The sequence below is a fragment of the Sphingomicrobium aestuariivivum genome (assembly GCF_024721585.1).
Lineage (GTDB): Bacteria > Pseudomonadota > Alphaproteobacteria > Sphingomonadales > Sphingomonadaceae > Sphingomicrobium > Sphingomicrobium aestuariivivum.
The window spans coordinates 1,380,755-1,407,277 of sequence record NZ_CP102629.1; the positions used below are offsets into that span (position 1 = coordinate 1,380,755).

At 68.0% G+C, this 26,523-nt stretch carries 24 protein-coding genes; 13 read left to right on the forward strand and 11 right to left on the reverse strand.

Going from position 1 to position 26,523, the window contains the following annotated elements; all coding sequences use genetic code 11:
• Positions 1-148: 148 nt before the first annotated feature.
• The 9 genes from NUW81_RS07145 to NUW81_RS07185 form a co-directional block, all read right to left on the reverse strand.
• Complete coding sequence (locus NUW81_RS07145) at positions 149-1,351, reverse strand: CpaE/TadZ family protein (RefSeq protein WP_245111886.1); 1,203 nt, start codon at positions 1,349-1,351, stop codon at positions 149-151.
• A 22-nt stretch (positions 1,352-1,373) separates the two neighbouring features.
• On the reverse strand, positions 1,374-2,024 hold the full coding sequence (locus tag NUW81_RS07150) for a TadE/TadG family type IV pilus assembly protein (RefSeq protein ID WP_245111887.1): 651 nt from the start codon (positions 2,022-2,024) through the stop codon (positions 1,374-1,376).
• On the reverse strand, positions 2,021-2,542 hold the full coding sequence (locus tag NUW81_RS07155) for a TadE/TadG family type IV pilus assembly protein (RefSeq protein WP_245111888.1): 522 nt from the start codon (positions 2,540-2,542) through the stop codon (positions 2,021-2,023). The genes NUW81_RS07150 and NUW81_RS07155 overlap by 4 nt, the downstream gene beginning before the upstream one ends.
• Positions 2,539-4,212 carry a pilus assembly protein TadG-related protein gene (locus tag NUW81_RS07160; protein ID WP_245111889.1) on the reverse strand — a complete coding sequence of 558 codons (1,674 nt, stop codon included), beginning with the start codon at positions 4,210-4,212 and terminating at the stop codon, positions 2,539-2,541. The genes NUW81_RS07155 and NUW81_RS07160 overlap by 4 nt, the downstream gene beginning before the upstream one ends.
• 42 nt (positions 4,213-4,254) lie before the next feature.
• Positions 4,255-4,542: a hypothetical protein gene (locus NUW81_RS07165; protein WP_245111890.1), complete on the reverse strand. Its 288-nt coding sequence runs from the start codon at positions 4,540-4,542 to the stop codon at positions 4,255-4,257.
• Entirely contained in the window at positions 4,532-6,034 is a 1,503-nt protein-coding gene (locus NUW81_RS07170; protein ID WP_245111893.1) for a type II and III secretion system protein family protein, read from the reverse strand. The genes NUW81_RS07165 and NUW81_RS07170 overlap by 11 nt, the downstream gene beginning before the upstream one ends.
• The gene (gene cpaB, locus NUW81_RS07175) at positions 6,031-6,939 is read right to left on the reverse strand and encodes a Flp pilus assembly protein CpaB (RefSeq protein WP_245111895.1); all 909 of its coding nucleotides are present in this window, start codon (positions 6,937-6,939) and stop codon (positions 6,031-6,033) included. The genes NUW81_RS07170 and cpaB overlap by 4 nt, the downstream gene beginning before the upstream one ends.
• Positions 6,940-7,136: 197 nt before the next feature.
• Positions 7,137-7,334 carry a Flp family type IVb pilin gene (locus tag NUW81_RS07180; protein ID WP_245111898.1) on the reverse strand — a complete coding sequence of 66 codons (198 nt, stop codon included), beginning with the start codon at positions 7,332-7,334 and terminating at the stop codon, positions 7,137-7,139.
• Positions 7,335-7,778: 444 nt separating this feature from the next.
• Positions 7,779-8,588 (reverse strand): DUF2569 domain-containing protein, encoded by an 810-nt coding sequence (locus tag NUW81_RS07185; protein ID WP_245111900.1) that lies wholly within the window; start codon positions 8,586-8,588, stop codon positions 7,779-7,781.
• Between the two features lie 265 nt (positions 8,589-8,853).
• On the opposite strand from NUW81_RS07185, the gene NUW81_RS07190 reads away from it, so the two are divergent.
• From NUW81_RS07190 to NUW81_RS07210, 5 genes are all read left to right on the forward strand, one after another.
• A complete protein-coding gene (locus NUW81_RS07190; RefSeq protein ID WP_245111903.1) occupies positions 8,854-10,215 on the forward strand; it encodes a glycosyl transferase family protein in 1,362 nt (453 codons plus the stop codon).
• Positions 10,212-11,399, forward strand: a complete 1,188-nt coding sequence (locus NUW81_RS07195) for a hypothetical protein (RefSeq protein ID WP_245111905.1) — start codon at positions 10,212-10,214, stop codon at positions 11,397-11,399. Before NUW81_RS07190 ends, NUW81_RS07195 begins: the two co-directional genes overlap by 4 nt.
• A gap of 67 nt (positions 11,400-11,466) precedes the next feature.
• Complete coding sequence (locus tag NUW81_RS07200; RefSeq protein ID WP_245111907.1) at positions 11,467-12,378, forward strand: sulfite exporter TauE/SafE family protein; 912 nt, start codon at positions 11,467-11,469, stop codon at positions 12,376-12,378.
• Between the two features lie 2 nt (positions 12,379-12,380).
• Positions 12,381-13,145: a TIGR02186 family protein gene (locus tag NUW81_RS07205; RefSeq protein WP_245111909.1), complete on the forward strand. Its 765-nt coding sequence runs from the start codon at positions 12,381-12,383 to the stop codon at positions 13,143-13,145.
• Positions 13,146-13,236: 91 nt separating this feature from the next.
• Positions 13,237-14,925 carry an ATP-binding protein gene (locus NUW81_RS07210; RefSeq protein WP_245111912.1) on the forward strand — a complete coding sequence of 563 codons (1,689 nt, stop codon included), beginning with the start codon at positions 13,237-13,239 and terminating at the stop codon, positions 14,923-14,925.
• Between the two features lie 178 nt (positions 14,926-15,103).
• Here the strand turns inward: NUW81_RS07210 and NUW81_RS07215 are convergent, their stop codons facing one another.
• Positions 15,104-16,417 carry a M23 family metallopeptidase gene (locus NUW81_RS07215; RefSeq protein ID WP_245111914.1) on the reverse strand — a complete coding sequence of 438 codons (1,314 nt, stop codon included), beginning with the start codon at positions 16,415-16,417 and terminating at the stop codon, positions 15,104-15,106.
• A gap of 173 nt (positions 16,418-16,590) precedes the next feature.
• On the opposite strand from NUW81_RS07215, the gene NUW81_RS07220 reads away from it, so the two are divergent.
• From NUW81_RS07220 to NUW81_RS07250, 7 genes are all read left to right on the forward strand, one after another.
• Entirely contained in the window at positions 16,591-19,143 is a 2,553-nt protein-coding gene (locus NUW81_RS07220; protein WP_245111916.1) for a helicase-related protein, read from the forward strand.
• 44 nt (positions 19,144-19,187) lie between these two features.
• A complete protein-coding gene (locus tag NUW81_RS07225) occupies positions 19,188-19,430 on the forward strand; it encodes a S4 domain-containing protein (protein WP_245111918.1) in 243 nt (80 codons plus the stop codon).
• Positions 19,431-19,533: 103 nt separating this feature from the next.
• Positions 19,534-19,872 carry a ferredoxin FdxA gene (gene fdxA / locus NUW81_RS07230; RefSeq protein ID WP_245111921.1) on the forward strand — a complete coding sequence of 113 codons (339 nt, stop codon included), beginning with the start codon at positions 19,534-19,536 and terminating at the stop codon, positions 19,870-19,872.
• A gap of 110 nt (positions 19,873-19,982) precedes the next feature.
• Positions 19,983-21,710 carry a DUF4261 domain-containing protein gene (locus NUW81_RS07235; protein ID WP_245111923.1) on the forward strand — a complete coding sequence of 576 codons (1,728 nt, stop codon included), beginning with the start codon at positions 19,983-19,985 and terminating at the stop codon, positions 21,708-21,710.
• 74 nt (positions 21,711-21,784) lie between these two features.
• Positions 21,785-22,633 (forward strand): MipA/OmpV family protein, encoded by an 849-nt coding sequence (locus NUW81_RS07240; RefSeq protein WP_245111925.1) that lies wholly within the window; start codon positions 21,785-21,787, stop codon positions 22,631-22,633.
• Between the two features lie 54 nt (positions 22,634-22,687).
• Positions 22,688-23,176 carry an EF-hand domain-containing protein gene (locus tag NUW81_RS07245; RefSeq protein WP_245111928.1) on the forward strand — a complete coding sequence of 163 codons (489 nt, stop codon included), beginning with the start codon at positions 22,688-22,690 and terminating at the stop codon, positions 23,174-23,176.
• 73 nt (positions 23,177-23,249) lie between these two features.
• Positions 23,250-23,543 carry an EF-hand domain-containing protein gene (locus tag NUW81_RS07250; RefSeq protein ID WP_245111930.1) on the forward strand — a complete coding sequence of 98 codons (294 nt, stop codon included), beginning with the start codon at positions 23,250-23,252 and terminating at the stop codon, positions 23,541-23,543.
• Between the two features lie 79 nt (positions 23,544-23,622).
• Here NUW81_RS07250 and NUW81_RS07255 read toward each other — a convergent pair whose 3' ends face one another.
• On the reverse strand, positions 23,623-25,659 hold the full coding sequence (locus NUW81_RS07255) for an alpha/beta hydrolase family protein (RefSeq protein WP_245111934.1): 2,037 nt from the start codon (positions 25,657-25,659) through the stop codon (positions 23,623-23,625).
• A gap of 150 nt (positions 25,660-25,809) precedes the next feature.
• Between NUW81_RS07255 and NUW81_RS07260 the strand changes: the two genes are divergently transcribed.
• On the forward strand, positions 25,810-26,430 hold the full coding sequence (locus NUW81_RS07260; protein ID WP_245111935.1) for a TetR/AcrR family transcriptional regulator: 621 nt from the start codon (positions 25,810-25,812) through the stop codon (positions 26,428-26,430).
• Positions 26,431-26,523: the final 93 nt, after the last annotated feature.

Sequence of the window (26,523 nt, forward strand, 5' to 3'; positions counted from 1 at the left end):
TTGGCAAAGGCCCCCGCATCGCCGACCGAGACGAGCTTGCGCTTCTCCTCGCGGTCGCGGTCATGCTCCTCCGAGGCGATATCGGTGACGTCGGGCTGGGGCTGCTCCTCGGCGGGCGCCTGCCCCGGTTTCCTGATCTGAAACATACTCATCGCTCCAATCCAAGCCGTGCTGCGACCTCGGTCTCGAGCGCCTTCAGGTCCTTGTTGAGCGCCCCCTTCCGGCGGATTTCGGCGACCGGGATCCCCTGTTCGATCGCCGCCGTCATCGTCGCGTGATCATTGGCCAGCGTATAGGTCACGGGCCGGCCGAGCACACGCTCGGCATCCTCGCGCGTCACATTCTTGAACAGGCCCTTCTCGAACCGGTTGACGGCGATTCGCACGTCGAGATGGCCGAGGTCCTGGCTGGTGATGAGGTCGAGCTGGCGCTTGGCGCGATGCAGGCTCGCGATCGACAGTTCGCACACCATGATGACGAGGTCCGAGCGCGCCAGCAGCGACAGCGACCAGTCGGTCCAGTTGGTCGGCAGGTCGACGAAGACGGTGCCGAATTCCTTCATCGCGATATCGACGAGATGCAGCGCCTGGTCGACGTCCATCGCGTCGAGGCGGGTGATCTCGGCGGGCGCGGCGATGATATTGAGTCCCGAAGGGTGGGGCGCGGCGACGGTGCGCATCATGTCACCGTCCATCCGCGTGCCCGCGGCGAGCAGGTCGTCGATCCCGAGCTTGGGATGGAGCCCGAGCTGGAAGGCGGCATCGCCGAACTGGATGTCGAGGTCGAGCAGCAGCGCCTCGCGCCCCGCCTTCTTCTCGAGCGCGGCAAAGCGGGTGGCGAGCTGGCCCATCAGCGCGGTCGCCCCGACCCCGCCTTCGGACTTGATCATCGTCACGAGCTTGGCGGGGCCCGTCGTGGTGCGCCGCTCGCGCGTCTGGATCTCGTCACGGACCGGTTGCAGCGAGGTTTCGAGCTCGGCCACGTCGAGCGGCAGCGGGATCACGTCATGCGCGCCCGCACGGATCAACGCGCGGACGAAGGACAGGCCGGGATCGAAAGCGGCGGCAAGCAACGGCGTGTCGGTCGCGCGCGCCATGTCGGCGAAGCGCTTGACCGCCCCCTCGTCGTCTTCCGACAGCTGGATGATGGCCGCCGCGGCGCGGTCGAGTTCGCCCATGTCGATGGCATCGCCCGGCCGCGTGATGACGAGCTGGAGCGGCAGCCCCGCCGCCTCCGCCCCCGCCAGCGCGCCGGCATCGCCCTCGGCGACATTGAGGTAGAGCAGCACCGAAGGTCGGGCATCGCTCGCCCGCCAGGTGGCATCTCGCTTGTTGTCGCTGCTCATACGCATGGGTCTTCTTCTTTTTCTCTCGTCAATTCGAAACGGTGCCGACGAGGTCCTCGCCGGTCAGCGCCGCGCTCTGGTCGTGCATCGGGATCGAGCCGAGCCGGAACAGCTGGAAAAACAGGGGGGTGAACTGGAGCCCCGTCAGGCTCACGGTCACAAGGGGGACAATGTCGCTGCCGTTGGGATCGCCCGAAAAGCCGAGGCCGACATTGTCGTAGCGCACGGTCATCGTCCAATTGGCATTGTCGGGACAACTCGTGATGTCGTCGTCCTTGTAATAAAAGCAGATCATCTTCGCGATCTCTTCATAGGCCGTGGGATCGTGGCTGATGCCGATCCCGCCGCATTCCGATCCCGAGCAGCTGCAGCTGGCGTCGGTGCAGACCGAGCTCGACCAATAACTCGCCGGCACCGGGTCGCCCTGTCCGACCGGGGTGGAGGGGTCGATCGCGAATTCGTAGGTTTCGAGCCCGCCGGCCACGGGATCGGTCACGACCGCGTAGCGCACCGCCGCCTGGAGCGCCTTTTCCTGCTGGTTCTGCGCCCACATGAAGCGCCCCGCATCGATGATGCCGAAGATGAAGATGAGCAGGATCGGCAGGATCAGCGCGAACTCGGCCGCCGAACCGCCGCGGCGGTCGCCCATGAGGGCGCGGAAGGGGGCGAGCCGGCTCATGCCCCGAATACCGCGGCCTCGTTGGAGGCATTGATGTCGAGGACGCTGTCGATCCACGGCAGTCCGAACAGGCTCTCGTAGGGGACCACCGCCGACACGTTGACGCGCGGCGCGCCGTCGACATTCTGCGAGAAGCTGCCGGTGTAGGTGCCCGACACATCGCAGCTCATCGTCACCGTGACCGTCGCATTGTCGGTCCAGTAGTTGATCCGTGGCTCGCCGGTGCCGTCAATCGTGCCGGTGCGGGCAAGGTTGCGGATCTGGTCATGCGCGGTGCTCGCCGTATCATAGGTGCAGGCACCCGCCGTGATGTCGTCATAGGGCAGGCGTCCCGCATAGCGGGCGGCATCGCGCACGCCTTTCTGCGCCTGGTGGACCGACGAGAAATAATTGCCGATCTCGAAGGTACCGAACATGAGGAGCAGCAGGAGCGGCACCATCAGCGCCATCTCCACGGCACTGGCACCGCGCTGGTCCTGCGCGAGCGCGCGGACGTCGAGGCGAAGGGCGTTCCTCATTCGATCAGGTAAGGCACCGATTTCTCGACCAGCTGGATCTGCTCGTCCTGCCCGACGGCGGCGCCGCCGACGATCTCGACATAGAAGTCGCCATATTCGGTCTTGGCGCTCGGCCCCGAGCCGCGCGCGAAGGAGGGCTCGACCATGAACACGTCGATCCAGTCGACGACCGGCACGTCGGTCGAACTACCCGCCACGCCCTCGGCGGTGCAGTTGAGCACGGCAACGGTGACAAGGCGGCGGTCGAGCACGGTGTCGTCCATCGTCGCGCCGTCGTAACCGGCCACCTGTCCGCCGCCCGGATCGCACACCGCGCGGCCGTGCCACTTCATTCCGTTGACGGTCTTCCCCTCGATAGGGGAGACGGGCATGTTCGACGGCGTCAACCCGCCCATTTCCCAGCGGTAGACCATGTAGCGGGTGGGATAGGTCCGCTCGGCGCCCGTTTTCGGGTCGATCGGCATCCCGGTCATGCCAGCGGCTTGCCAGATCTGCTCGTTGAGCGCCGTATTATAGCCGCCGCCCGCACCGGCGCCGTGATTGGCGCGCCAATAGGCATCGATATCCCAATAGCCATCGCCGAAGGTCGAGTTCGCCTTCATGCCATGGTTGCAGACACCGAGATTGGAGACGGCGTGACACATATCGCGCGGATGGCCCATCACCTGGGGGGTGACGCTGGCGTCAAGCGGCGCGTTGGTGGTCGGATTATAGGCCGCGGCCGCATCCCACTTCCACCCCTTCGCACCGACGCCGCTGGCACGCCCGCAAGCGTTGGTGCTGGTGCCGTCGCGCAGCAGGTCCTTGATCGAATTGTAGCTCGCCGAACACAGGCTCGTGCCCTTGGTCGGGTTGCAGTCGATGACATTCATCTCGCCGCCCTCGAACAGGTCGAAGCGGGTGTTGACCGCAGCGGTGACGCTTTCCTTGTTGCCCGGCTCGGTGGTCACACCGTCATCCGGCTGGCAGTTTCCGACCGGCGTATTCCAGCCGAGCGAGGCCTTCAGGGCGGTCGAGCCCGAGGCGAAATTCTCGAGGAAGCCGTAGTTGCCGGGCGCCATCCCGCCGCCGTCATTGGCCTTGAGCCGCAGCCCGAAGCCGATGTAGTCGTTGACGTCGAAGCCGGTCGAGGGCGTGGCCAGCTCCTCGTTGGGGTTGCACACCATCAGCGGCGGCACCTTGCAGATGGCGTTGCTCACCCCGGCAAAGGCCATCGCGCTGATATCGCCCGATTCAAAGGCCGCGACGATCGGGGTCAGGGCGAAGACCGCCTTGCGCGCCTCCACTTCCACCTCGACATAGTTGGCGTTGGAATCATCGGTCGCCGCGGTGGTCTTGGCCTTGTCCTGGTAGAAACGGATCTTGCCGGTGGCGTCGCAGGTCTCCTCGAGCGCGATGTCGACGATGAAATCGGTCGGCCCGCCATCATTGGCCATCCGCGTCTCGTTGGTGAGGAAGGCATCGGCCGCCCTGGCAGCCCGCGAGCAGGCGCCCACCTCGCCGTCAAGCTGCGAAGCCGCCGCAAGCGTCGCCTGGTCGGCGGCATTCTGGAGCTCGGTGTCGAGGCTCGCCATCCGGCTATAGTCGAAAGCGATCCCGCCAGCCCCGATCAACGCGAACAGCGACAATGCGACGGTCGGGGCAGCAGCGCCTTCCGACCCGTGGATCAAGCCTTTAACCGAGCGACACACCGTTCATCTCCTCAGCTTCTATCAGCCCCCGCCGCCACTGCCGCCGCCACTCGCGCCCGCGGTGCTGCGCACGGCCTTGGGTTGCTTCACGTCGCCCTGCCGGTAGCGCTCGGCCGCCGCTGCCGCGACGTCACCATTGTCCCCGGGCTCTGCCCCGCCCTCGGGGTAGACGGGGTCGGGGTTCACCGTCTGGACGGCCTTCGCGTAGGCGAGGGTCTCGCCATAGCCGTGGTCGACCGGCGCACAGGCGCCCAGCCCGATGGTCGCCAGCCCGAGGGCGGCGAGACGAAGATCGATCTTAATAGTCATGGCCATAGTCTCCTTCGAGCGTCGCGGGATCGACCGAGGCCATGCCGCCGCCATAGATGTGGTCGGCGGGCGCGGCGTCGGTGGCCGGCTCGCCGATCGGGTACCAGACCTCGGTGTTCGGCTCGCCCGGCAGCGACAGGGTCGGCACCGCGCTGTCGGTGCGGCCGAGCAGGAACAGGTCGATCTCGTCGGGCGGGGTCACGCGGTCGGTCGGCACCGGCAGCGTGCCGGCGGGCACCGGGCGCACGAGGCGCGGGGTCACCACGATGACCAGTTCGGTCTCGTCGCGCTGGAAACCCGAGGAGCGGAACAGCGTGCCGATGATCGGGATCGAGCCGAGGATCGGGAACTGGCGCACCGTGTCGTTGAAGTCGGTCCGGATGAGGCCCGCCAGCGCGAAGCTCTCGCCGTCGCGCAGCTCGACGACCGTCGAGGCGCGGCGGGTCTGGAGCCCGGGCACGACGAGGCCGTTCACGGTGACCGAGGCCGACGGGTCGATCGAGCTGACTTCGGGTTCGACGACGAGGTTGATGACCCCGTCGGCAAGCACCGTCGGCGTGAAGGCGAGGCCGACACCGAAGGGCTTGAACTGGACGCTGATCGCCGAGGCACCCTCTACGCCGCCCTGCGCGACGGGGATCGGGAATTCGCCGCCGGCGAGGAAGCTCGCGGTCTCGCCCGAGAGCGAGACGAGCGTCGGCTCGGCCAGCGTGCTGACCACCCCTTTGCGTTCGAGCGCGTCGAGCGTGCCGAGGATATCGGCCCCGAAGGCCGAGAAGCTGCCCGAGATGACCCCGAAGGCATCCTGGATCGAGCCCAGCGAGACGACCGTGTCGCCGTCGGGGTTGGGCCCGAGGGCGGCACCATCGCCGACCGCGCCGACGACATCGTCGTTCGAGAAGAAGAAGCTGATCCCGAGGTCCTTGAGCGCCGAGCGGCGGATCTCGGAGAAGCGAACCTCGAGCATCACCTGCTGCGAGGAGCCGATCTGGAGCATGTTGATGACCCGAGCGGGATTATAGGCCTCTGCGAGGCGCAGTGCGCGGTCGGCAGCGACCGAGGAGGAAACGACCCCCTCGAGCACGATGGCATCGCCCAGCATGCGCGCACCGACCTGGTCGCCGGGCATCAGCTCGGAGAGCTGGCGCTTGAGGCCGCCGACATCGGGGCCGACGGCGACGTCGACCACCGCGATGAGGCGATCGCTCGCATCATAGAGCGTGAGGCTGGTCGTGCCGATCGACTGGCCGAGCACGTAGAGCGAATCATCGGTCAGCGGCAGGATGTCTGCGATCTCGCTGTTGCCGACGAGCGCCTTGGCATAGGGCCGGTCGACCCTGAGCACCTGGCTCTTGTTCAGGGGAACCTGCAGTTCGCCCGCATAGTCGCCCATCGAGGTACTGACGCCCTGCGCGCTCGCCACCTGCGGCGCGGCCACCGCGCTCGCCAATAGCGCGGCACCGACGATCTTCCACATTGCCCCCATGCTCATTCCCCCACCTCATATGTTTCGGATTGCAGGCCACGCGTCACTTCGACGGTCGGCTTCGGTGCCGGCGCGGGCGCCGGTGCCGCACGACGCGGCGCCTGCGCGCGCTGGGTGATGCGCTGCGCCGGGGCCGGCCGGGCGGCCGGCTCTTCGGCGCGCTGCGGGACATAGCCCGCGGCCAGTTCGTAGCGCAGGTCGTCGAGGCTGACAGTCTCCACGAGCGCGATATTCTCTTCCTCGCCGGGCTTGCGCAGCACCAGGCTGAGGCTGCCGAGCCGCTGGCCGAGCGCCAGCTTCTGCGCCTCGACCGGCGAGACCTCGAGGGTCGCGGTCGAGGACAGGCGGGCGCGTTCGTCGCCGCTCGTCGACTGCTGGTCCATCGCGATGACGCGGATGTTCTGGAGAAGCACGTCGGTGACCTGCTGGCCGCCCTGCCCCTGGATGGGTTGGCGCGTGATCAGCACGTCGACCGTGTCATTGGGGCGGATGAAGCCGGCGACGCCGGACACCGCGTTGATCTGGACGGTCGCGGCGCGCATGCCGTCGGGCAGCAGCGCGGCGATCGAGGCCCCCTCGCCCTCGCCGGTGAGATCGGCCGCCAAGAGCGGCTGGTTCACCTCGATCGGACGAAGCGCGTGGCGCGACCGCCCATCGGGGAGCAGTTCGTCCATCGTCGTGAAGACGCCGGCGGGCAACATGTCGGTGGGGTAATTGGCGAAACGCACCTTGTCGGGCGTGATCGGCGTCCCATAGGCCAGCGGCACCGCGGCGACCGCCACTTCGGTCGTGCCCTGGTTGGCCGCATCGATCCGCGCCTCGCGCGCGCCCAGCCAGCTGTTGGCGAGGTAGACCGCGACGATCCCGAGGACCAGCGCGATGGCGATTGCGATAACCGATTGACGTCTCATGCCTGTCCCCCGAGCCGTGCATCGCGGGTACGATGCCGTTCACCGAATTAACCTATATCAGCATCTCTCTTGAAATCCGAGAGAAAATCAACCTTCTGGAAACCATCTGTCCCAAAAGAAGAAGGGCGGCGGATCGCTACGCAGATCCGCCGCCCCTTTCTTCATCGCCAGGTCTCGGACCGGACGATCATTGCAACTTAGTAGTCGCAGGTGGACGCACGATCCGCCTTCGAAGCCTCGAGGCAGTTGGTGGCGTCGTTCATGGCGTTGCCGATGGCGTTGCCGAGCAGGATCGAGGCGATGGCGACAGTCGCGCCGATAATCGCCAGGATCAGCGCATATTCAGCCGCCGAACCACCGGTTTCGTCTTTGATCATCTTGATGAAGTTGGTCATTGTTCGTCCCCTAAAGTTTGTGTCGTCATGGTTACGAAGCAACCATGACTGGCCACTCCCTCCAATCCGGTCCGGCACTCGCTCCGTATCCGTTTCCCGGAAGGTCATGCCCGGGCCCCGGATGCATCGCTGTGGTGAGTGCCACCCCCGCATCGGATGTCCTCATGAAGGGGCGATTAGTAAGAAACTGTCAACCATTGAAATTTAACTCGCATTAAAATCGTGGCGCAGCGGGTTTTATGAAAATCGCTGAATTCCGGCGTTAAATCAACGTTAAACCCGAGTCGCCGAAAGTTAACTTGGTTAAATTTTGTCTCGTTTCTGGACGCCCGTTCGGGGCCTGTCGGCCGCCCGCGGCGATTTAACTCGCCCTTAAATCACCGATTCGGTTCCGCGAATCGGGTCGCGACTCGACCGAATCGCGATTCGATGCGGTAAAGCGACTCAGCCCTGGCGGGCGATGCGGTGGCGGTAGGTGACGTTGACCCGCTCGGAGAGCAGGAGATAGGGCGCCCACAGCGCCATCGAGATGAGCACCTTCTTCACATTGCCGCCGAGCAGCGTGTGCAGCGGGTCGGCGATCCCGCCGGGCAGCCCCGAGGAGGCCACCACTTCGGCGACGATCATCTGCATCGACAGGTCGAGCATCCACACCCCGCCAAGCAGCAGCGGGAAGAAGGGCACCTTCTTGAGCGCCGCGCAGAAGCACAGCGTATAGAGACTCGTCAGCAGCACCACGTCGAGCGTCATCATGAAATGGAGCGTCGAAAGCCAGTGCGGCGTGACCGAGGGGATGGCGGGGATGGAAACGAGATATTCGACCACCCGCACCGGCACGTTCATCAGCATGCCGACCAGCAGCGAAACCATGATCCCGCCCGCACCATAGAGCTTGTGCGCGCGCGCTTGGCTAGGCTCGACCTTCTCCCAGCGTCCGATGCGCGCAAGATGCGCCTGCGGCCGCGCCATCGCCTCGCCATTGCGGAACCAGCGCAGCCCGAACAGCAGCGTCACCACGGGGGCGAGCACCACCAGCATGTAGGGCGCGGCGGTCTCGAGGCCGCGCATCTGGCCCATCGTCGGGCTGGCGACCACGCGCAGCGAGCAGGCCGACATGGCCAGCACCATCCAGAACAAGGCGATCTTGGCCAGATTGGTCTCGAGCCCGCGATGGATCGCCGCGGCCCGCGCCGACAGCCTGTGGCTGTAGCTCGCGAGGAACTGGCTGATCCGGATCTGGGCACGTGCGGTCATCGGCGGGGATGGCTCCTGTTTCGTCCACCCCCATGACTACCCCGTTAACCTTACCTTCGAGTAAAGACCGGCCACGGAGTCGCGTTCCCAGCCTTTCGGGTCCGTATCGACAAGCCGATTGCAAGGCTTGCGTGGATCAATAAAGCCGTTATGCACATGGGTGCTCGGTGTATCGCGGACAGGGGGACCACCGCTTGACCATCCGAGCCGCGCGGCCGCAGCGCCGCGGCCATGCGCCCGCCACCGGCACCACGGGGCATCGCCGGTGAGCGACCTGCTCCCCACCATCGCCGCCGAGCTCGCGCTGTTCGCTGCGGTCGGCTTCTTCCTCTTCGCGATCGACGACCTGGCCGTCGACCTGCTCTATATCGCGCGCCGCCTGTGGCGCAGCCTGACCGTCTATCGCCGCCATCCGCGCGCCTTCGCCGACCGCCTTCCGCCCGCCAGCGCGGGGTGGATGGCCGTGTTCATCCCCGCATGGGACGAAGGCGCGGTGATCGGCGACATGCTGCGCTCCACGCTCGAGCGCTTCGGTACGGGCGACTATCGCCTCTATGTCGGCCATTATCCCAACGATCCGTGGACCGACGAGGCGATCGCCTCGGTTCCCGACCCGCGCATCCGCGCCGTCTGCCTGCCGCATGCGGGGCCGACCACCAAGGCCGACTGCCTCAACCATCTCTACCGCGCGATGCAGCGCGACGAGGCGAGCCGCGGCGAGCGCGCCCGCGCCATCGTCCTCCACGACGCCGAGGATGTCGTTCATCCGCTCGAGCTCGAACTGTTCGCCGCGCTCATCGGTCGCGGCGGCGCGGTCCAGCTGCCGGTGGTGCCGTTGCCCGATCCCGCCAGCCGCTGGATCGGCGGCCATTATTGCGACGAGTTCGCCGAGGCGCATGGCAAGGAGCTTGTCGTGCGCGAGGCGATCGGCGCCGCCGTGCCGCTCGCCGGCGTCGGCTGCGCGATCGACCGCGACGCGCTTGGCCGGATCGCCGATGCGCAGGGCGGTCGCCCCTTCGACGCCGACAGCCAGACCGAGGACTACGAGCTCGGCCTCAAGCTTGGCCAGCTCGGCCATCGCACCCTGTTCGTGCGCATCCCCGCGCAGCCCGGCAGCCCCGCGATGGTCGCCAGCCGTGGCCATTTCCCCGCCACCTTCGCTGCCGCGGTGCGCCAGAAGGCGCGCTGGATCGGCGGCATCGCTTTCTCGGGCTGGGACCGGCTCGGCTGGCGCGGCGGGGCGGGCGAGCGCTGGATGCGGCTGCGCGACCGGCGCGGCCCGCTTGCCGCGCTCCTCCTCCTCACCGGCTACGCCGCCTTCATCCTCTACGTCCAGCTCGGGCTCGCGGCGCAGCTCGGCGCACCCCTCAACTGGGTCCGCGACCCGCTGCTCGAGACATTGCTGCTGGCCAACGCCGTGCTGCTGACGTGGCGCGTGGTCATGCGCGCGGCCTTCACCGGCATGACCTACGGGCTGGCCGAGGGTTTGCGCGCCATCCCGCGGCTGGTCGTCGGCAACACCATCGCCATCTTCGCCGCCTGGCGCGCCCTGCGCCTCCATCTCACCCCCGGCCCCAAGGCCTGGGACAAGACCGACCATGTCTTCCCGAGGGAGTATCGCGCATGAGCCATGCCACGAGGTTCCTCGGCGTCGTCGTCGCCGGCTGGGTCGGCTTGCGCGTGGTCGGATCGGGACTGGCGGGCACCGACACGCTCGCCGCGCCCGCCGCCGGGGCCAGCGACATGGCCGCCGCCATCACCCCCGCCGCAGACCCCGCGCCCGCGCCTGCGACCTTCGGCACGCGCTTCTCGGCACCGCCCGCCGCCCCGCAACTCCTCCCCGCAGGCGCCATCCTCACCCCCTACGGCTACCTCCTTCCCTTCGAAGGCGCCGCCCCGCTGCCCGATGTCGCGCAGGCCCCGCCGGTGCAGCACGTCCACCATTATGAGCGCGTGCCCATTCCCCTGCCCTATGCGGCCCCCGCGCCGTCGCCCGCATGGTCCCTGCCGCCCGCTTTCCCTTTCCCCGCGCAGCCCGCGCTGGATCCGGCACTGTCGGCCTTTTCGCTCGGCGACGGCAGCGCGCTCTATTCACAAGCGATCGGCGCCGCCGCCGTCCCCCCGCCGATCCAGCATACCCCCGCCGCGGCAGGCACCGCGCCCGCCGATGCCCCCTTCGACCGCTGGCAACTGTCGGGCTGGAGTTTCACGCGCGAAGCCTATGCGGAGGATGCCGCCAGCGCGCCGGGGCTCGCCCCCGGCTCCATGCTCGGCGGCGCCCAGGCGGGCGCGCGCCTCGTCTACAACCACGATGAACGGTTCGGGCTCGGCCTACGCTTTTCCTCGGCGACCGGCAGCATCCGCGGCGACGAGGTCGCGCTCGGCATCCGCTACACGCCCTTCCGGGGCCTGCCCCTCGCCCTCACCGCCGAACGGCGCGAGGCGATCGGCGATGGTGCCGCCGCACGCTCGGCCTTCGCGCTCTTTGCCGAAGGCGGCGTCTGGCAGCGCCCGCTAGGGCTGGGTTTCGCGCTCGACGGCTATGCACAGGCAGGGCTCGTCGGCCTCGAGGAGCGCGACTGGTTCATCGACGGCGCCCTCACCGCGTCCCGCCCCGTCTTCAAGAACATCCGCATCGGCGCGGGGCTGTGGGGCGCGGCCCAGCCCGGGCTCGAACGGCTCGACGCCGGGCCGCGCCTGACGCTTCCCGTCTATCGCGGCGTGCGGCTCCATGCCGACTATCGCGCGCAGCTCCTCGGCAATGCCGCGCCCGGCTCGGGCCCCGCGCTGACGCTCGCCGCCGACCTTTAGGCAAAAAGCGCGGGCGGCCTCCACACAGCGCCTTCATTTCGCCCGCCGTCGCGGCTAGGCGGGATGCGTGGATATCTACCTGCCCGTCGCCGAAATGGCCGTGAACGGCGTCTTCATCGTCGCGCTGGGCCTGCTCGTGGGTATCCTGTCGGGACTGTTCGGGGTCGGCGGCGGCTTCCTCACCACCCCGCTCCTCATCTTCTACGGCGTGCCGCCCACCGTCGCGGTCGCATCCGCCACCACGCAGGTCTCGGGCACCAGCGTCTCGGGCGTGCTCGCCCACATGCGGCGCGGCGGGGTCGACTTCCAGATGGGCGGGGTGATGATCGCGGGCGGCGTGCTCGGCAGCCTCGCGGGCGCCGGCCTGTTCCGCCTCCTCCAGGCGACAGGACAGGTCGATCTGGTCATCGGCTTCCTCTATGTCGCACTGCTCGGCGGGGTCGGCGGGCTGATGCTGCGCGACGCGCTTGTCGCCCTGAAATGGATCGACCCGCCCGAAAAATCGGGGCCGCCCAAGCGCCACCACCGCGCCATCGCCGCGCTGCCCTTCCGCTGGCGCTTCTACGCCTCGGGGCTCTACATCAGCCCGATCGCGCCCATGCTCGTCGGCTTTGGCGCGGGCATCCTCACCGTCCTTCTCGGTGTCGGCGGCGGCTTCATCGTCATCCCCGCGATGATCTACATCCTCGGCATGGCCGCGCGCGTCGTCGTCGGTACCAGCCTCGTCATGATCCTCGCCGTGAGCGCGGTCACCACCCTCGTCCACGCCCTGACCACGCAGGCGGTCGACATCGTGCTCGCCGCGCTCCTCCTCACGGGCAGCGTGGTCGGTGCCCAATATGGCGCCGCGGTCGCGAGCAAGGTGAAGCCCGACCTCCTGCGCCTCCTCCTCGCCGTCATGATCCTCCTCGTCGCGCTGCGCATGCTCCTAGGCCTCGCCTGGCGCCCCGACGAGATTTTCACGATTCAGGTCCTGTGACGATGCGGCGCCTCTTCCTCCCCCTCCTCGCGTGGTTCGCCCTTTCCGGCGCCGCCGAGCCCGCGCCCAACCTCGTCCCCGACGTGTCGGCGCGCGAGGTGCAGATCCGGACCAGCTTCAGCGGTGCCCAGCTCCTCCTGTTCGGCGCGATCCTCTATCCCGGCGGCGAGGCCCCCGAGGAGCCCGCCGAGATCGCGGTCGTGCTGCGCGGTCCCGCCGAGCCGCTGCTCATTCGCCAGAAGAAGAAAATCGCCGGCATCTGGATGAATGCCGATTCGCACCGCTTCCGCTCGGTCCCCGGCTTCTATGCCGTCGCCAGCTCGGCCCCCCTCGACACGCTGATCGACGAGCGTACCGCCGCCATCTACGAGCTCGGCCTCGAGCATCTCCAATTGTCGCCCGGTCCCGGCGCCGATGCCGCCACCATCCGCGCCTTCGAAGAAGGCCTCGTCGAGCGCCGCACCCGCGAGGGGCTTTATGCCGACTATCCGGAGGGCGTCGAGATTTCGGACGAGGTGCTCTACCGCGCCCGCATCCCCATCCCCAGCCGCGTGCCGGTCGGCACCTATACCGCCGAGACCTTCCTCATCTCGGGCGGGCGGGTCCTTGCCGTCGCCACCCGCGAGATCGAGATCGGCAAGTCGGGATTCGAACGCATGGTCGCGCTCGCCGCCCAGCGCCGCCCCTTTCTCTACGGCCTCGCCGCCATCGCCGTGTCGCTGTTCCTCGGCTGGTTTGCGGCCTTCGTTTTTTCGCGCCGGAACTGATCTTTTGAGGGGCGTGTATAACTCGCCTTTAACTGCTATGGCGTAGAAGCGAAGAAACTTCGCATAGGTTAAGAAAAGGCGGGACGGGGCGATGAGTGAACAATCGAACCTCAATGAATTTCTGAGCGAACTCAAAAGCTACGCCGAGGGCGACGGCCCCGGCGGCGCGCATGAGGCACCGCAGGTCGAGCAGGCACCGATCGGCCATGTCGCCGAGATCGCCGGCTCCTCCTCGGCGATCCTGATCGACGCCGCGCGGCTCCACGAGCTCGCCGACGAGGAAGATCCCGCGCTGCGCCTGTCGGGGCAGGTCGGTAGCCAGGTCAAGATGAGCGTCGGCAAGAACTGGCTCATCGCCAACGTGCGCACCATGCGCGCGGGCGAGAGTGGCAAGGTCATTGCCAACGTCGACTTTCTCGGCGAGGGCAATCGCGAAAGCGACGGGCGCCTGTCGGGCTTCAAGCGCGGTGTGACCCGCTTCCCCATCCCCGGCGCCGAGGTCTACCCCGTGACCACCCGCGACCTTCGCAGCGTCTTCGCGGCCGACAGCCGCCCGCATATCGAGATCGGCACGGTCTACCCGACCGACGACATCCGCGGCGCGCTCTATGTCGACCCGATGCTCGGCAAGCACTTCGCCGTCTTGGGTTCGACCGGTACGGGCAAGTCGACCTCGGTGTCGCTCATCCTCCACCGCATCTGCGATGCCAGCCCCGAGGGCCACATCGTGATGATCGACCCGCACGGCGAATATTCGGCCGCGTTCAAGAACCACGGCGAGATCTTCAACGTCGACAACCTCCAGCTGCCCTACTGGCTGATGAACTTCGAGGAGCATTGCGAAGTGCTGCTCACCTCGGAGGATTCGGAGCGCCAGCGCGACGAGGACATCCTCGCCAAGTGCCTTCTGGAAGCGCGCAGCCGCAACAAGATGGCCGACCAGTTCGGCAAGGTCACCGTCGACAGCCCGATCCCCTACCTCCTGACCGATCTCAACCAGATCCTCGTCAACGAGATGGGCAAATTGGACCGCGCCGGCGATGCCACCCCCTACAAGCGCATCAAGAACAAGCTCGACGAACTGCGCGCCGACCCGCGCTTCACCTTCATGTTCTCGGGCATGATGGTGTCCGACACGATGGGCAAGTTCATCGCCAAGATGTTCCGCCTGCCCGCCAACGGCCGCCCCATCTCGATCGTCGACGTCTCGGGGGTTCCCTCCGAAGTCACCTCGACGGTGGTCTCGGTGCTTGCGCGCATGGTCTTCGACTATGCCATCTGGAGCCGCACCGAGACGCTGCGCCCCATCCTCCTCGTCTGCGAGGAAGCGCACCGCTACGTCCCCAAGGAAACCGACGTCGGCAAGGGCCAGGCGGTGCGCCGCATCCTCGAGCGTATCGCCAAGGAAGGCCGTAAGTATGGCGTGTCGCTGGGCCTCATCACCCAGCGCCCGTCCGACTTGGCCGAGGGCGTGTTGTCGCAGTGCGGCACCATCCTCTCCATGCGCCTCAACAACGAGCGCGACCAGGACATGGTGCGTGCCGCCATGCCCGAAGGCGCGCGCGGCTTCCTCGACGCCATCCCCGCGCTGCGCAACCGCGAGGTGATCGTCTGCGGCGAGGGCGTGAACATCCCGATCCGCGTCAGCTTCGACAATCTCGAAGCCGAAAAGCGCCCCGCCTCGTCCGACCCGAGCTTCGCCGAAATGTGGCGCGACGTCGGCGACGAGGAAGGGATTATTTCGCGCGTCGTGAAGCGTTGGCGTGGCCACGGCAAGTGAGTCTGCGGGGAAGGTCCGGGGGACCTTTCCCGCGCCTCACCACGGATTGGCCTGCTGATCCGGGCATCAGGACGAAAAAGCCGGGCTCGATGCCCGGCTTTTTTAATGGCCCGAGACCCGCGCGCGGCAGGACGCTGCCATCCCGCAGCCGGACCGATTCCCAAAGGCGACCTTGTCGCTACCCGACCGGCAGTGCCTGATATTCGGCGTAGCGCGCCTTGAACGCGTCCATCGCCTCGCCGCCCAGCGGCGCGCGCGCCACCAGCTCGACCGAGCGCGGATCGACCGCGCGGCCGCCCTGGTGGACTTCGTAATGGAGGTGAGGGCCCGTCGACAGGCCGGTCGAGCCGACCGCGCCGACCACATCGCCCTGCCGCACCTGCGTGCCCACCGCGACCGAGAGGCGCGACATGTGGCTGTAGCTCGTGACCGTGCCATCGGCATGGCGGATGCGGACCTGGTTGCCCGCCCCGCCCGCACGACCCGAGCGGATCACCACGCCATCGGCGGCGGCCTGCACCGGCGTGCCGTGCGGCGCGGCGAAATCGATACCCTTGTGCATGCGCTTGTAGCGAAGGATCGGGTGGCGGCGCATGCCGAAGCCCGAGGAAATGCGCGCCGCGACCGGCCAGATCATGCCCTCGGCCTGCGGTTCCAGCCGCGCGGCATCGAGCCAGCGCGCCTCGCCGCCGACCTGCCAGTGCATCAGCGCGACATCCTCGCCGCGCGACCGCTCGAGCCCCGCATAGAGCAGGCGCCCCGCGCTCGCATTACCGTCGGCGCTCGAACGCCGCTCGATGACGAGGTCGAAGCGGTCGGCGGGGCCGACCTCGCCAACGTCGATCGCGCTGCTGATCGCCTTGAGATAGTCCTGCGCCGCGCGCGGGGTCACGCCCGCCCCGCGCAGTGCCCAGTAGAGCCCGTCGCCGACGCGGCCCGAGAGGCGCTGCGGGGTCACCTCGACCCCGATGGCCTCGCGGCGGATGATGAAATTGCCCGCCTCGCGCGTCAGCGAGATCGACAGGTCATCGCGCGCGCGCAGCTTCAACGCCTCGAGCGGACGGACGCCGCCGCCCGCCTTGGCACCCAGCCGGATATCGACCCGCGTGCCCGCGGCGATCGTCATGTCCGCCGACGCCTCGATCGCCTGCGCCGCGACCTCGGCATCGCCGCGCGGCACGCCGGCACGGCGAAGGCTCGCCTCGAGCCCGCCATCCTCCCCGACCCGCGCGACCAGTTCGCGGAACGCGCGTTCGGGCGCTTTCTCGAGCATGGTCACCTTCTCGCCCGCGACCATGCGCCGTCCCGACAGCGCGCCGCGCTCGGCGCTCGTCACGCCCGCGGCAGCCAGCTCGGCGGCCATGTCGGGACCGGGCGTCAGCGCGGCATCGTCGGCCATCGCGCCAGACAGGGGCACCGCCGCGACGAGCGCGAGCGCGGCCATGCCGCCGGCGATCCGCCAGCCGCTACTGCCGCCACCCGTCTGTCTCATGCGATGTCCCATCGGCTCCCTTTGCCCGAGGTTCACGACTCGTGTTCCTGCCCTTTTGCCGCATCATGGTTAAGAAGTGCTGATGGCACCGCCAAGACACGGCCGCCGCATATACGACGAGCCGAGTCCCAGCCCCCTTGCCTCGGCCTGCCCGCTCGATCATGCTGCATCCCATGTCCCGACCCGACGGCGGTCTAGTACGGGCCATCCTGGGGCCCACCAACACCGGCAAGACCCACTTGGCGATCGAGCGGATGTGCGCCCATTCATCGGGCGTCATCGGCTTCCCGCTGCGCCTCCTCGCGCGCGAGGTCTACGACCGCGTTGTCGCCATCAAGGGCGAGAAACAGGTCGCCCTCGTCACCGGCGAGGAGCGCATCGTGCCGCCGACCGCGCGCTACGTGCTGTGCACCGCCGAGAGCATGCCGGTACCGACCGACGAAGCGCTGCCCGGCGATCCCGGCGACCTGCCGCGCGACTATGCCTTCGCCGCTATCGACGAGGCGCAGCTCGGCATCGACCCCGAGCGCGGCCACGTCTTCACCGACCGCATGCTCCGGGCCAGGGGGCGGGAAGAAACGCTGATCCTCGGCTCCTCCACCCTCAGGCCCATCATCGAGGAGCAGCTCCCCGAAGCCGAGATCGTGACCCGCCCGCGCTTCTCGACGCTCAGCTACGCCGGCCACTCCAAGCTCACCCGCCTGCCCCCGCGCAGCGCCATCGTCGCCTTCTCCGCCGAGCAGGTCTATGCGCTCGCCGAGATGCTGAGGCGCTTCAAGGGCGGCGCCGCCGTGGTCATGGGCGCGCTCTCGCCCGCCACCCGCAACGCGCAGGTCGACCTCTTCCAGCGCGGCGAAGTGGACTATCTCGTCGCCACCGACGCCATCGGCATGGGCCTCAACATGGACGTCAAACATGTCGCCTTCGCCGGCCTCGCCAAGTTCGACGGCCAGCGCCAGCGCCGCCTTCACATCCATGAAATGGCGCAGATCGCCGGGCGCGCGGGGCGTCACCAGACCGACGGCAGCTTCGGCAGCCTCGGGGTCGGCGACAACGACCCCTCCTCCTTCACCGACGAGGAAATCCACGCCATCGAGGGCCACCACTTCAAGCCGCTCGACAATGTCTACTGGCGCAATGCCAACCTCGACTTCACCGACGTCAATGCGCTCATCGCCAGCCTCGACCGGCGCCCCGACGACCCGATGCTGCGGCTCGCCCCGCTGTCGATCGACCTTGCTGTCCTCAAGCATCTCGCCGAAGACCCCGCCATCGCGCATTTGAAGGGCGGGCAGGCGCGCCGCCTGTGGGCCTGCTGTGGCTTGCCCGATTTCCGCAAGGTCGGCGCCACCCACCACGCCCGCATGGTGCGCCGCATCTACAGCTACATCTCCGACGGCGGCCATATTTCGCAGGACTGGTTCAACGCCGAGGTCAATCGCCTCGACCATGTCATGGGCGACATCGAAACCCTCGCCGACCGCCTCGCGGGCATCCGCTCATGGGCCTATATCGCCCAGCGCTCGGACTGGCTGAAGGACCCCAAGCGCTGGGCCGAGCGCACGCAGGCCGTGGAGGCGCGCCTCTCGGACGCGCTCCACGCCGCCCTCACCCAGCGCTTCGTCGACCGCCGCACTGCCATGCTGGTGCGCGACATTGGCGCGACGGGGGCCGATGCGCTGCCCGTCACCGTCGCCGCCGATGGCGAGGTGTCGGTCGGTCCCGAGCCCATCGGGCACCTCATGGGCTTCGAATTCACCGTCGACCCGCTCGCGCGCGCCCACGACAAGCGCCTCCTGCTCGCTGCCGCCGAGCGACGATTGGGCGAAGAGCTTGCCCGCCGCGCACAGGGGCTCATCGATGGCCCCGACAGCGCCTTCACCCTCGTCGAGGATGGCGACCGTTTGGGCGTCGGCTGGGACGGACAGCTCCTCGCCCGCCTCGCCCCCGGCCGCTCGCTCACCGAGCCCGCGCTGCGCACCGTGCGCGCGCTCGACCGCCTCTCCGCGCCCCAGCGCGCCGCGCTCCGCGCCCGCCTCGAGCAATGGCTCGACCGCCAGATCGAGGCGCATCTCGGGCCGCTGCGCCGCCTCGCCGATGCCGCGACCGAAGCCGAAACGCCGGGCAGCGTGCGCGCCATCGCCGCCATGCTCGCCGATGCCGGCGGCCACCTGCCGCGAAAAAGCCTCGCCAGCGCCATCGCCGCCTTGGACAAGCCCGCCCGCTCGCGCCTCCACCAGCTGCGCGTGCGCCTCGGCCCGCTCGACGTCTTCATCGCCACGCTGATGAAACCCAAGGCGCAGGAAATGCGCGCCATGCTCCTCGCCATCCGCGAGGGCCGCACCATGCCGCGCCTGCCCGGTCCCGGCGCCTCGGTCCTCGAGGATGACGCCACCCTCGACCGCGAGGGTGCGCGTCTCGCCTATCGCAAGGTCGGCCCGCAATGGCTGCGCATCGACCTTGCCGACCGCCTCGCTGCCCATGCGATGGGCTCGAAGGGCAGCAACGCCGACCCGCTCGACGTCGCGCTCGCCACCTCGGTAGGCCTCCACGACAAGGCGGTGCGCCGCCTCATGGCCGACCTCGGCTTCCAGCCGGGCAAGGCGGGCTATGAATATAAGGGCCGCCGCGCCAAGAAACCCCACCCCCATGCCAAGCGCCACCGCGCCAAGGCCCCGCGCCCCGGCAATGCCTTTGCCGATGCGCTGAAAGGACTGAAGCGCTGAACCCGACGCTGCGCCTCGACACGCTGCTCTGCCGGCTCCGGCTGGTGAAGACGCGGGGGCGGGCACAGAAGCTGATCGGGGAAGGCCGCGTGCGCATCGACCGTCGCCGCGTGGAAAAGGTCTCCTGCCCCGTGGCACCGGGACAGGTCATCACCGTGCCCTTGTCGGGCGATGTCCGCGTTCTCGAGATCCTCGACCTGCCCGTCCGGCGCGGCCCGCCGTCGGAGGCCGAGGCCTGCTATCGCCGCCTCGACGGGACCGGACGCAACGCCCCGCCGGCCTATTGATGAAAATGCGAACCACTCGCATCAGTCGTTCCACCGTTGACGCCCGCCCCCGCCCTTGCTTAGCGAGGGGCCAACAAGACTTTCACCATAGGGAAACCGCCCCATGACCTATCTCGTCACCGACGCCTGCATCCGCTGCAAATATACCGACTGTGTCGAGGTCTGCCCCGTCGACTGCTTCTACGAGGGCGAGAACATGCTGGTGATCAACCCCAACGAGTGCATCGACTGCGGCGTGTGCGAACCCGAATGCCCCGCCGAGGCGATCCTGCCCGATACCGAGCCCGACACCGAGAAGTGGCTCGAGATCAACTCGAAGTTCAGCGCCGAATGGCCCAACCTCACCACCAAGAAGGACGAGTTCCCCGACGCCGACAAGCACAAGGGCGAGGAGGGCAAGTTCGAGAAATATTTCTCGCCCGAGGCCGGCGAAGGCGACTGAGCCTTCGTCCCTTCACGGTTATGATCGAGGCGGCCCCCGTGGCCGCCTTTTTCATGCCCGGAAAAGCGCCGTTAACCGCGCTTTGACGCTTTGCTCGTTAAACCTGCGTCATGATCACGATCCTCTTCTCGCGGCCCAAGAAGTGCCCCGCCCACGCGCTCGCCAGCACGCTGGCCAAGCAGGTCCCTCCCTTCACCTGGACCATCGGCGAGGATGATGACGGCTCTGAAGGCTATGCCCCGCTGTTCAGCCCGCCGCTGCTGCTCGCGGGCCGCGGTGGCGGCACCACCCTGTTCATGGAGGTGCGCGAGGATCATGGCGACGAAACCGGCCTTCCGCCGCACGCGCAGAAGATCGCGATCCATCATCCCACCACCGATGACGAGGGACTTGCCGAGCGCATCGCGATGATCGCCGCCATCACCATCGCCTTCGTCGACCGCGACCACGCCCTCTTGCGCGTGCCGGGCAGCGACAATTGGCTCACCGTCAAGGAAGCCGTGAAGCTGGCCGAACTCGTCCTCGGCGGCGAGCGGATCGCCAAGCTCTCGCCCGCCATGGGCCGCCCCGCCAGCGAGCTTGCCGCACCGGCGCCCGCCGCCGCGCCCGAACCATCCGCCATCCCCACCGGCAACGGCAACCCGCCCGCGCCCGGCCTCGGCCATTCATCGAACCTGCGCGGCATGCCCTTCGACGACCGCAGCCCGCAGGTCCGCGGGGCGATCCTCGGCGCCAATGTCCTCGGCCTTGCCGCCAGCGAAAAGGGCTTCATCGAGGCAATGACCTCGCAGGGCCTCGACGGCCTCGCCAGCATGTACGACTTCAGCCAGCTCCCCGCCTTCCACGACGAACAGGTGCGCGCCGACCGGCTCCCCACCCTCGTCCTCCTCGCCGACCAGCCGGTTGCCGTGGACACGGCCAAGCTGGCCGAGGGGCTGGGCGTCATCGATCCCGACGGCGGTTGGACCGTCTCCACGACCGAAGGCGGCCTCACCGCCACGGGGCGCGAGGCGACCATCACGCTCGCCAACCACGCCTTCCCGCTGCCCGCCTACATGGTCGAACTCGGGCTCGACCGCTCGCTCGGCGCGACCGAGGGCGAGACGATGGCGCGCCTGCGCCGCCACACGCGCCACGCCACCATCACCGCCGACCTCGACCCGACCAGCGCCGACTGGACCGCCGTGCGCGAGGCCGCCAAGGCGATGGTCATGATGATGGCGATCGCGCATATGCCGCAGGGTGATCGCGGCAATCTCGTCGGCGTCTACAATGCCGCGACCGCCAGCTTCTTCACCGACGACATGATCCCCGATCTGGTCGGCGCGCTGGCGCAGGGCGAGGTGTCGATCAAGACCTTCATCTGGCACGCCTTCCCGTCGCAGGAGGAAGGCCGCATCTCTGTCTCCTCGGCAGGCATGCTGCCCTTCATCGGCCGCGAGCTCGAGATCCTCGATGCCCCCGGCACCATCGCCCATGTCGGCGAACAGCTGAACCTCATCGAACGCTACCTGCTCATCAAGGGCCCGGTGATGGGCGATGGCGACACCATCAAGTCCGAGGTGGACGAGGAACCCCTCGCCCGCGCCTTCCACGTGATGAGCGACGCGCACGGCCGCGCCGAACCCGTCCCCGCGCTGCGCTTCGAGATCCGCGGTCCCGACGGCCGCTGGCGCCCGCGTCACGATCCGCCGAAGGGGGATTCGCCGCTCGGCGCGGGCGGCCTGCGGCGCCCCGCCCCCGCCCCGTCGCCCGCACCCCCCGCCGCCACCCCGACGCCGCAACCGCGCCCCATCTTCGGTCGCCGCACCGGCGGGTTCGGACGCAAGGGCCTCTGACCCCCGGACAGCCGCACGGAACCGATCGGGGTCGCGCGCGCTTGGTTCTCCGAACCATTTTCCGGGGGACTTCCATGTACCGTTACGCCTTGCTTCCGCTCCTGCTCGCCGCCAGTCCTGCCATGGCGCAGGTCGAGGATGCCGAGACGCGCATTCCCGACGTCGAGATGCCGTCGACCTCGATCACCGTCGGCGTCGGCATCCTCACCGGGCCCGACTACCAGGGCTCGGACGATTACCGCTTCATTCCGGGCGCGGCCTTCCGCGCGGACTTCGGCGATGTCGAGATGCTGACCCGCGGGCTCAAGCTCTATGTCGACGTCGTGCCCGACAGTGACGCGAAGGTCAGCTTCACCGCCGGCCCCATTGCCGGCCTGCGCTTCGGCCGCGGCGACGATGTCGAGGATCCCATCGTCGCGCTGCTGCCCGAGACCGGCACCGCGATCGAGCTCGGCGGCTTTGCCGGCGTCCAGGTGCGCCAGCTCACCAACCCCTTTGACACGCTCACCGCCCGCCTCGATGTCACCCATGACGTCAACGGCGCGCACGGCTCGACCATCATCTCGCCCGCGGTCGATTTCTCGACGCCCTTGTCGCGCAGCGCCTTCGCCAGCCTCGGCGCCAGCATGGATTTCGTCGCCGACGATTACATGGACACCTATTTCGGCGTGTTCGCCGAAGATCTCGCCGCGATCGATGTGGGCGAACTTGCCCCCTACGACCCCGACGGCGGCCTCAAGTCCGCCACCGGCACCTTCGTCCTTGGCTACAGCCTCGAGGGCGACCTTCGCAAAGGCTGGGCGCTGTTCGGCCTTGTCAGCTACACCCGCCTCATGGGCGATGCCGCCGACAGTCCGCTCGTCGCCGACCGCGGCTCGGCCGACCAGTGGTTCGGCGGCGGCGGCATCGGCTACACCTTCTAGTCATCCCGCCTCCGCCCTACTCTCGGGGCCAGTCACGTCACGAAAGGAAGCATCATGCTGTCCACCATCCTCCTCGCCTCGCTTGCCCTGCAGGACACCCCCGCGACCACCCGCGACCGCTTCGCTACCGAGCTCGACAGCCGCTTCGTCAGCCTCGATGCCGACGGCAATGGCGCGCTCGATGTCGCCGAGATGGAAGTCGCCGCCTCCCGCCGCGCCGAGGCGATGCGCGAGGCCATCGCGCGCAACCAGCGCCAGCGCTTCGACGCGCTCGACAAGGACGGCAACGGCAGCCTCGATTTCGAGGAATTCAAGGCCCTCATGCGCACGCCGCGCGTCACCCCCGACAGCGAGACCGCCGTCGAGCGCTTCGACAGCGATGGCGACGGCACGGTCAGCCAGGCCGAGTTCCGCAACGGCCAGCTCGCCATCTTCGACCGGCTCGATACCGATGGCGACGGCCGCTTGAGCGAGGAAGAGCGCCGCAACGCGGGCGCGCCGGCCGCCCGCGCCCCCACCGGCAACGGCCGCGTCGGCCGCTAGGGGACCGCGCCGTTTTGACGGCAGCCATCACCTGTGACAGGCTCCACCGCATGTTCGTGAAGGAGTAGGCCCGATGACCATCGTTCTGGCCGCCATCGCCATAGCGCTTGCCGCCCAGCCCTCCGACGCGGAGGCACAGGTCAACGGCGTCCTCAACCTGTTCGACGGCAATGGCGATCGCGCGCTCGACGGCGAGGAGCTTTTTGCCCTCCTGAGCTTCACTGCCACGCTCAACAACGAGAACCCCGACAACGCCACGATGGACGAGGCGGAGGTGCGCGCTACGGCCCGCACCGCCATGTCCGTGCTCGACAAGGACGGCAACGGCAAGCTTGACCGCGACGAGCTCATGGCCATGCACCCGTAGCACCGGCCGGACCGGCAACGAAAAAGGGGCGCCTCCCACACGGGAAGCGCCCCTCTTTCTTGTCCGGAGACCTCTTCGCTTATTCGAAGATGCTGTCTGGCAGGTCCGGACGCGAGGCCGGCATCGGCGCCTTGCGGTCACCCGTCATGAGATAGGTGTCGAACCAGCGCATCATGCGAAGGTTATAGTCATACTTGGCCGCCGCCTGGCGGTTGCCATGACCCTCGCCCGGGAACAGCACGAGCCGCACCGGCGTCTCGGGCTTGCGCACCTTGATCGAGCGATAGAGCTCGTAGCTCTGGCTCGGCGCGACGCGCGTATCCTCGGCGCCGTGCATGATCAGGATCGGCGTCTCGGCCTTGTCGACATGATAGATGGGCGAGACCTCGAGCATCTTCTGCCAGTCGTCCCACGGCCAGGCGCGCGAGTGGACATTGTACATCTCATAGGGAATGTCGGTGGTGCCGAACTTCGAGATCTGGTTCGAGATGCCGACGAACATCACGGACGCTGCATATTCGTCCGAATTGTAGGTCGCGCCCCACGCCGAGGCGTAACCGCCATAGCTGCCGCCGGTAATGCCGGTGCGGTCGCCATCGGCGATGCCGTCGGCGACCAGCGCGCGCTTGGCATCGACGAGGTCGGTGAATTCGGGATCGGTATAATTGCCCTGGTGCTGCTTGGAAAAGGCCGTGCCGTAACCGGTCGAACCGCGATAGTTGGGCAGGAAGACCGCATAGCCCTTGCCCGCCGCGACCTGGCCCGGCTTCGAATAGGCCGTGACCCAGCCGTTCGATTCATGCGCTTCGGGACCGCCATGGACGTTGAGGATGAGCGGCGCACCGCCTTCGGGGGCACCGCCGACCGGCTCGATCAGCACGCCTTCGACCTGCTGGCCGTCACGCGCGGTATAGGTGTAGGCGCGCTGGTTGCCGAAGGTGATGTCGCCCAGCCAGTCGTTCGAATTGGTCCAGCGGGTGAAGCTGCTGCGCGACAGGCTGAACAGTTCGCTCGGATGGGTCGGCGCAGAGGCGCGCACGACCACGGTCGAACCCTCTGCTTCGACACCCGACAGCGCCATGCCGTCGGCGGGGATTTCGCGCTTCATGCGGCCGTTGCCATTGTAGATGCGCAGCAGGCTGTCGACGCCCTGGTGGATCACCACCGCGATGTCGCCATTGCCGAGGTATTCGGCATCGACGGCGGCTTCCGGCGCGCCGGCGTTGAGCGCGCGATATTCGCCGGTCGCGACATCGACGAGGTGCAGCGTGGTCTCGGCGGGGTCATTCATATCGACGCCCGCGATCAGCGTCAGGCTCTTGCCGTCGGGCGAGATTTCGGCATCGCCGATCTTGCCCGGCGTCTTCACCTCGGTGATGCCGCCCGAGGCGAGGTCGATGATGTTGATCCGCTGCTTCACATAGGTGTCGTCGACCTGCGGGGTGGGCTGGGTGCCGACGATGATGAAGCGCCCGTCGCTCGACACGTCGAAGCTGTTGACGAAGCCCGGCAGCGCGATGGCGGTCGGCTCGGCGTCAACGTCATCGTCCATCAGGTTGGCGCGGAACAGCCGCGGCGCGCGCGCCTCTTCCTCGTAGACGATCGAATTGAAGCCCTTCTTCGATTCCTTCTCGCGCTGGTCGTCCTCGCCGGCACCGACCAGCATGTAGACGGTGCGGCCGCCCGGGCCCCAGACGAAGTCGCGCACATTGGTGCCCTCGACCGCGGCGATCTTCTTGTAGGCACCGCCAGCGATCGGCACGGCATAGACGCCGGTTTCCTCGTCATCTTCGCCCTTGTGGGTAAAGCCGAGCCATTCGCCGTCGGGCGAGAAGGCGATGTTGCCCGCGCTCATGCCCTCGGGAAGATAGGCCTTCGCTTCGCCCGGCGCGGTGGCGACCATCAGCGTGGCGTCATAGCTGCCATTGTCCTCGCCCGAGAGGATGTCGGGCGCCCCGCCCTGCATGTAGGCGACCTCGCCATTGGGGCCGAGCGCGATCGCGCCGACCGACTGGAGCTTGGCGACGTCCTCGGGGGTCATCGGGCGGGCAAGCGCGGGGCTCGCCACGATCATGGCGCCCAATGCGGCGGCAGCGGTAAGACGGATTTTGGTCAAGCGTTCTCTCCTCGTGACCCTGGTCGTTTCGATTGCGCGCCACCCTAAGCAAGGATCGCGCAAAGGCAACCATCGCCCAAAGGCCGCGCGTCATCATTCCGTAACCATAAAAAGGGTGACATCCGACCCGCCCCCCGCTTTGATGCGCGCATGGTTCAGTCGCGTAGCAAGACCACCCGCGAGCGCGTCCTCGCTGCCGCCGCCGACCTCCTCATGGAGCGCGGCATCGCCGATGTGACGATCAAGGACATCCGCGATCGCTCGGGCGTCTCCAATGGCTCGATCTTCCACCATTTCGGCTCCAAGGACGGGGTGGTGGCCGAGATTTTCGCGCGCGAACGGCTCGCCTATCTCGGCCGCGTGGCCGAGGCGATCCTCGACCATGACGGCGATCCTTGCGATGCGTTCGGCGAGGGCGCGCGCGCCGCGCTCGAATGGCAGGTCGCCAACCCGCAGCGCTTCTCGCGCCTCGTCGCCGCCTTCAACGACAGCGACTGGCTGCGCGAGAATGGCGAAATCTGGCGCGACCTCGCGCACGAGATCGAGGTGCCCGTCATCACCTGGGCAGTGCCCCATTTCGAGGCCGGCCGCCTGCCACTCCTGCCCGCCACCTTCTTCCAGGCGATGATCACCGGCTTCACCGAGAAGCTCACCCAGACCTGGACCATGCAGCGGCTCGAGCGCGACCCCACCCATTTCGGCGACGAGGTCGCCCTCATGACCGCCGCGGGCCTCAAGGCCCTGCGCGAGAAGCAGGGCCAGCAGCGCTGATTGCCAAGCGCCCGCCGCTGTCCTAAAGCGACCTCATCCCCGGGGAGCCATGAAGGCTGAGAGGGTGGTTCAAGTCCACCGACCCGTCGAACC

Excerpts from the sequence above, each read along its gene's own strand:
- NUW81_RS07250 (WP_245111930.1), top strand. The coding sequence starts at position 23,250 with ATGACCATCGTTCTGGCCGCCATCGCCATAGCGCTTGCCGCCCAGCCC.
- NUW81_RS07240 (WP_245111925.1), top strand. The coding sequence starts at position 21,785 with ATGTACCGTTACGCCTTGCTTCCGCTCCTGCTCGCCGCCAGTCCTGCC.
- NUW81_RS07155 (WP_245111888.1), bottom strand. The coding sequence starts at position 2,542 with ATGAGGAACGCCCTTCGCCTCGACGTCCGCGCGCTCGCGCAGGACCAG.
- NUW81_RS07170 (WP_245111893.1), bottom strand. The coding sequence starts at position 6,034 with ATGAGCATGGGGGCAATGTGGAAGATCGTCGGTGCCGCGCTATTGGCG.
- NUW81_RS07220 (WP_245111916.1), top strand. The coding sequence starts at position 16,591 with ATGTCCCGACCCGACGGCGGTCTAGTACGGGCCATCCTGGGGCCCACC.
- fdxA (WP_245111921.1), top strand. The coding sequence starts at position 19,534 with ATGACCTATCTCGTCACCGACGCCTGCATCCGCTGCAAATATACCGAC.
- NUW81_RS07195 (WP_245111905.1), top strand. The coding sequence starts at position 10,212 with ATGAGCCATGCCACGAGGTTCCTCGGCGTCGTCGTCGCCGGCTGGGTC.
- NUW81_RS07180 (WP_245111898.1), bottom strand. The coding sequence starts at position 7,334 with ATGACCAACTTCATCAAGATGATCAAAGACGAAACCGGTGGTTCGGCG.
- NUW81_RS07260 (WP_245111935.1), top strand. The coding sequence starts at position 25,810 with ATGGTTCAGTCGCGTAGCAAGACCACCCGCGAGCGCGTCCTCGCTGCC.
- NUW81_RS07215 (WP_245111914.1), bottom strand. The coding sequence starts at position 16,417 with ATGAGACAGACGGGTGGCGGCAGTAGCGGCTGGCGGATCGCCGGCGGC.
- NUW81_RS07205 (WP_245111909.1), top strand. The coding sequence starts at position 12,381 with ATGCGGCGCCTCTTCCTCCCCCTCCTCGCGTGGTTCGCCCTTTCCGGC.
- NUW81_RS07185 (WP_245111900.1), bottom strand. The coding sequence starts at position 8,588 with ATGACCGCACGTGCCCAGATCCGGATCAGCCAGTTCCTCGCGAGCTAC.
- NUW81_RS07245 (WP_245111928.1), top strand. The coding sequence starts at position 22,688 with ATGCTGTCCACCATCCTCCTCGCCTCGCTTGCCCTGCAGGACACCCCC.
- NUW81_RS07210 (WP_245111912.1), top strand. The coding sequence starts at position 13,237 with ATGAGTGAACAATCGAACCTCAATGAATTTCTGAGCGAACTCAAAAGC.
- NUW81_RS07165 (WP_245111890.1), bottom strand. The coding sequence starts at position 4,542 with ATGACTATTAAGATCGATCTTCGTCTCGCCGCCCTCGGGCTGGCGACC.
- NUW81_RS07145 (WP_245111886.1), bottom strand. The coding sequence starts at position 1,351 with ATGCGTATGAGCAGCGACAACAAGCGAGATGCCACCTGGCGGGCGAGC.
- cpaB (WP_245111895.1), bottom strand. The coding sequence starts at position 6,939 with ATGAGACGTCAATCGGTTATCGCAATCGCCATCGCGCTGGTCCTCGGG.
- NUW81_RS07150 (WP_245111887.1), bottom strand. The coding sequence starts at position 2,024 with ATGAGCCGGCTCGCCCCCTTCCGCGCCCTCATGGGCGACCGCCGCGGC.
- NUW81_RS07235 (WP_245111923.1), top strand. The coding sequence starts at position 19,983 with ATGATCACGATCCTCTTCTCGCGGCCCAAGAAGTGCCCCGCCCACGCG.